This window comes from Mycobacterium sp. 1165178.9, assembly GCF_001673555.1.
GTDB lineage: Bacteria > Actinomycetota > Actinomycetes > Mycobacteriales > Mycobacteriaceae > Mycobacterium.
The window spans coordinates 1-4,730 of sequence record NZ_LZMB01000028.1 but is presented as its reverse complement, the minus strand read 5'-3'; the positions used below and the strand labels follow the sequence as shown (position 1 = coordinate 4,730).

At 67.8% G+C, this 4,730-nt stretch carries 5 protein-coding genes; 4 read left to right on the top strand and 1 reads right to left on the bottom strand.

Annotation, left to right across the window (positions count from 1 at the left end; genetic code table 11):
- Nucleotides 1-1,000 (top strand): SDR family NAD(P)-dependent oxidoreductase (locus tag A5652_RS01590; RefSeq protein WP_156745093.1); only part of this gene is annotated, 1,000 nt, incomplete at its 5' end.
- Here the strand turns inward: A5652_RS01590 and cmaA1 are convergent.
- Complete coding sequence (gene cmaA1, locus A5652_RS01585) at nucleotides 1,001-1,888, bottom strand: cyclopropane mycolic acid synthase CmaA1 (protein WP_067345952.1); 888 nt, start codon at nucleotides 1,886-1,888, stop codon at nucleotides 1,001-1,003. It lies immediately after the preceding gene.
- A gap of 32 nt (nucleotides 1,889-1,920) precedes the next feature.
- Here cmaA1 and A5652_RS01580 point away from each other — a divergent pair, with 32 nt between their 5' ends.
- The 3 genes from A5652_RS01580 to A5652_RS01570 form a co-directional block, all read left to right on the top strand.
- Nucleotides 1,921-2,955, top strand: coding sequence for a nucleoside hydrolase (locus tag A5652_RS01580; RefSeq protein ID WP_067345950.1), 1,035 nt, complete (start codon nucleotides 1,921-1,923; stop codon nucleotides 2,953-2,955).
- Complete coding sequence (locus A5652_RS01575) at nucleotides 2,952-3,404, top strand: hypothetical protein (protein WP_067345947.1); 453 nt, start codon at nucleotides 2,952-2,954, stop codon at nucleotides 3,402-3,404. Before A5652_RS01580 ends, A5652_RS01575 begins: the two co-directional genes overlap by 4 nt.
- A 142-nt stretch (nucleotides 3,405-3,546) precedes the next feature.
- Nucleotides 3,547-4,730: KasA/KasB family beta-ketoacyl-ACP synthase (locus A5652_RS01570; RefSeq protein ID WP_067345945.1), on the top strand; the 1,184-nt coding region annotated here is incomplete at its 3' end.

Below are 4,730 nucleotides of genomic sequence, written 5' to 3'. Positions count from 1 at the left end.
CAAGCTGTGGCGGTATTGGGCGCAGCATCTGGATCCGGACCGTGCGCGCCGCGACGATCCGCACGAACCGTTGCGGGGCCGCCACGTCATCATCACCGGCGCGTCCAGCGGCATTGGCCGGGCGGCGGCCCTCGCGATCGCCGACCGGGGCGCAACCGTTTTCGCGCTCGCCCGCAACGGTGAGGCACTGGATGCACTGGTCGCCGAGATCCGCGCCAATGGCGGTGCCGCCCATGCCTTTACCTGCGATGTCACCGATTCCGCGTCGGTGGAACACACGGTCAAAGACATCCTGGGGCGCTTTGACCACGTCGACTACCTGGTGAACAACGCCGGACGGTCGATCCGCCGGTCGGTGGTCAACTCCACCGACCGGCTACACGATTACGAACGCGTGATGGCGGTCAACTACTTCGGCGCGGTGCGGATGGTGCTGGCGCTGCTACCGCATTGGCGCGAGCGCCGCTTCGGTCACATCGTCAACGTGTCGAGCGCCGGCGTGCAGGCGCGCAATCCCAAGTACAGCTCCTACCTGCCGTCCAAGGCCGCCCTCGACGCGTTCTCCGACGTGGTGGGTTCGGAGGTGCTGTCCGACCACATCACCTTCACCAACATTCACATGCCGTTGGTGCGCACCCCGATGATCGTGCCGTCGCACCGGCTCAACCCGGTGCCGGCGATCAGCCCCGAGCGTGCGGCGGCGATGGTGGTGCGCGGCCTGGTGGACAAGCCGGCCCGCATCGACACCCCGCTGGGCACGCTCGCCGAGGCCGGCAATTACTTCGCGCCGAGGACATCGCGGCGCGTTCTGCACCAGCTTTATCTCGGCTATCCCGATTCGGCCGCGGCGCGCGGGCTAACCGCCGAGCCTGCGCCGACGCCGCCTGCGCGGACCGCACGGCGCAAGCCCAGCCGGCCCGTGCGCGCCGTCACCCGGGGCATCCGGGCCCCCCGCCCAGTCAAGCGGCTGGTGCGCCTGGTGCCCGGCGTGCACTGGTAGTCACTTCTGCAACGTGAACTGGTTGACGTCGATGTATCCGATCCGGAATGCGTCGGCGCAACCGGTCAGGTATTTCATGTACCGCTCGTAGACTTCCTCGGACTGCACCGCGATGGCCTCGTCCTTGTGGGCCTGCAGTGCGGCGGCCCAGATGTCGAGCGTCTTGGCGTAGTGCGGCTGTAGCGACTGCACGCGGGTCACGGTGAAGCCGTTCGCGGTCGCGCGCTCTTCCACCATCGGTATCGACGGCAGGCGTCCGCCCGGAAAGATCTCGGTGACAATGAATTTGATGAACCGGGCGAACGTGAACGAGATGGGCATGCCGCGTTCGGCCATCTCCGTCGGGTGCAGCCCGGTGATGGTGTGCAGCAGCATGACCCCGTCGTCGGGCAACAGGTCATGCGCCAGGGTGAAGAACGCGTCGTAGCGTTCGTGCCCGAAGTGCTCGAAGGCGCCGATGCTGACGATCCGGTCTACCGGCTCGTCGAACTGCTCCCAGCCCTCCAGCAGGACCCGCGCGGAACGAGGGCTGCCGGACTGAGCGATCAGCTGTTCGACGTGGTCGGCCTGGTTGCGGCTCAGGGTGAGGCCGACGACGTTGACGTCGTACTTTTCCATGGCCCGCATCATGGTGGCGCCCCAACCGCAGCCGACGTCGAGCAATGTCATGCCCGGCTGCAGGCCCAGTTTGCCGAGCGCGAGGTCGATCTTGGCGATCTGTGCCTCTTCCAGCGTCATGTCGTCGCGCTCGAAGTACGCGCAGCTGTACGTCCGGGTGGGATCGAGAAATAGCTGGAAGAACTCGTCCGACAAGTCGTAGTGGGCCTGCACGTCGTCGAAGTGCGGCGTTAGATCAGTCCCCTCGGGGGGCTCCGACGTGGTTGGCATCATGCCAGCCTAGCGCCGGTATCTTGGAAGCAATGAACTCGCCCGTCTTCGTCGACGTCGATACCGGCGTGGATGATGCGCTGGCGCTGATGTACCTGTTCGCCAGCCCCGACGCCGAAGTGATCGGCATCGCCTCGACCGGGGGAAACGTTGGTGTCCAGCAGGTTTGCGAAAACAACCTCGGCCTGCTGGAGCTGTGTGAACGCACCGGCATCCCGGTCTCCAAGGGTTACGGACAGACCCTGACCGGACCGATGCGGCTGCCGTCAAAAGTCCACGGCCCCAGGGGTTTGGGCTACGCGGAGTTGCCGCCGGGCTCCCAACGGCTCACCGACTACGACTCGGCCAGCGCCTGGGTCCGCGCGGCGCGCGCCTGGCCCGGCGAGCTGATCGGCGTGGCGACCGGGCCGCTGACCAACCTGGCGCTGGCACTGCGCGCCGAGCCCGAGTTGCCGGCGCTGCTCAAGCGGCTGGTGATCATGGGCGGTTCCTACGATCACCGGGGCAACACCACCGCGGTGGCGGAGTGGAACATCAGCGTCGACCCCGAGGCGGCCGCCGAGGTGCTGGCCGCCTGGTGCCCGGAAGTCGTTGGCGAACAGCGACTTCCGATCCTGTGTGGCCTTGATCTGACGCGCAAGGTGGCGATGACGCCCGATCACCTGGCGCGCCTGGCGGCGGCCGCGGAGTCGACCACGACGCGGCTGAGCGAACATGACGTGCCCGGAACCCGGTCGACGGCGTCCAACCCCCTCGTTCGGGTGATCGAGGACGCGATGCGGTTCTACCTGGAGGCCTATCACGAACTCGGCCACGGGTATCAGGCACACCTGCACGATCCGCTGGCCGCCGCCGTCGCGCTGGATCCCGACCTGGTCAAGACGCGTCCGGCGACGGTGGACATCGAGCTGACCGGAACGCTGACCCGCGCCATGACGGTGACCGATTGGTCGGGCCGTCGAGAACCCAACGCGCTCATCGGGATTGACGTGGACGCGCCGGCATTTTTCGATCGGTTCATCGAGCGGGTGGGAGCGTTCGCACGTCAATTGGGGGGTGTTCGATGAAGATTCGCGCGATCGAGCTGATCCGGGCGGGGTGGGGCGCGGCCCTGCTGGCCGCCCCGGGCGAGGTGCTCGAGCACATCCACGGTGTGCACGTGGACCGCAAGGCGCTCGTCGTCACCCGGATCCTGGGCGCACGCCACCTGACCCAGGCGCTGCTGTCGGGAGTGGATCCCGGCCCGGAGGTGCTGGCGGCCGGGGTCTGGGTCGACACCGTGCACTCGGCGACGGCGCTGGGCCTGGCCGGGGTCGACCGGCGCCGCGCGCGCGGCGGGGTGACCGACGCGGTCGTCGCGGCGTCCTGGGCGGCCATGGGCTGGCGTCACCTGCGCGCCGGCAAAGCCAGGACCGACGGTGTGCGCGGCCGCGACCGACTGGCCCGCGCCGTGGTGGGTGCGCTGCCCGGCGGTCGCGGGCTGATGGCGCGAGCGCAGGCGGTCCGCAACGAATAACGGCAGGTGAGCCTGCGGTATCCGGAAAGCGACAGGCGGCCGCCCAACGGGCGTTGGGGACGGTGACGCATTGTGTTTTCATGTTGGGGAGGGGGCCGGCGCCCTGCGTCGGCAGCTCTGAAAGTGAAAGGTTTTACAAGTCATGACGGAGTTGGTTACCGGGAAAACGTTGCCCAATGTGGTCGTCACTGGAGTGGCCATGACGACCGCGCTGGCAACCGATGCCGAAACCACCTGGAAGTTGTTGTTGGACAGCCAAAGCGGTATCCGCAAACTCGAGGATTCGTTCGTCGAGGAATTCGACCTGCCGGTGCGCATCGGCGGCCATCTGCAAGAGGAATTCGACGCCGGACTGACGCGCGCCGAACGCCACCGGATGGGTTACCTGCAGCGGATGTCGACCGTGCTGAGCCGGCGGGTCTGGGAGAACGCCGGTTCGCCGGAGGTCGACAGCAATCGCCTGATGGTGTCGATCGGCACCGGCCTGGGGTCCGCCGAGCAGATCGTGTTCAGTTATGACGATTTGCGGGCCCGCGGCATCAAGGGCGTCTCACCGCTGGCGGTGTCGAAGTACATGCCCGACGGCGCGGCCGTCGCCGTGGGACTGGAGCGCCAGGCCAAGGGCGGCGTGATCACGCCGGTGTCGGCGTGCGCGTCGGGTTCTGAGGGTGTGGCGCAGGCCTGGCGCAACATCGTGTTCGGCGAGGCCGACATCGCGATCTGCGGTGGCGTCGAGGTCAGGATCGAGGCGGTCGCGATCGCGGCGTTCGCCCAGATGCGCATCGTGATGTCGACCAAGAACGACGACCCGGCCGGCGCGTGTCGCCCGTTCGACCGCGACCGCACCGGCTTCGTGTTCGGCGAGGCCGGCGCGCTGATGGTCATCGAGACCGAGGAACACGCCAAAGCCCGCGGCGCCAACATCTTGGCCCGCATCATGGGCGCCAGCATCACCTCCGACGGCTACCACATGGTGGCCCCGGACCCCAACGGTGAACGCGCCGGCCACGCCATGAGCCGGGCCATCCAGCTCGCCGGACTCAGCCCGTCCGACATCGGCCACGTCAATGCCCACGCCACCGGCACCTCCGTCGGTGACGTCGCCGAGAGCAAGGCCATCAACAACGCGCTGGGCAGCAACCAACCGGCCGTCTATGCCCCCAAGGCCGCGCTGGGCCATTCGGTGGGCGCCGTGGGTGCCGTGGAATCCATCCTGACCGTGCTCGCGCTGCGCGACCAGGTGGTACCCCCCACGCTCAACCTGGAAAACCTCGACCCCGAAATCGACCTCGACGTCGTGGCCGGCAAACCACGCCCGGGCAACTA

Coding starts and splice junctions, on each gene's coding strand:
- cmaA1 (WP_067345952.1), bottom strand. CDS start 1,888: ATGCCAACCACGTCGGAGCCCCCCGAGGGGACTGATCTAACGCCGCAC.
- A5652_RS01580 (WP_067345950.1), top strand. CDS start 1,921: ATGAACTCGCCCGTCTTCGTCGACGTCGATACCGGCGTGGATGATGCG.
- A5652_RS01575 (WP_067345947.1), top strand. CDS start 2,952: ATGAAGATTCGCGCGATCGAGCTGATCCGGGCGGGGTGGGGCGCGGCC.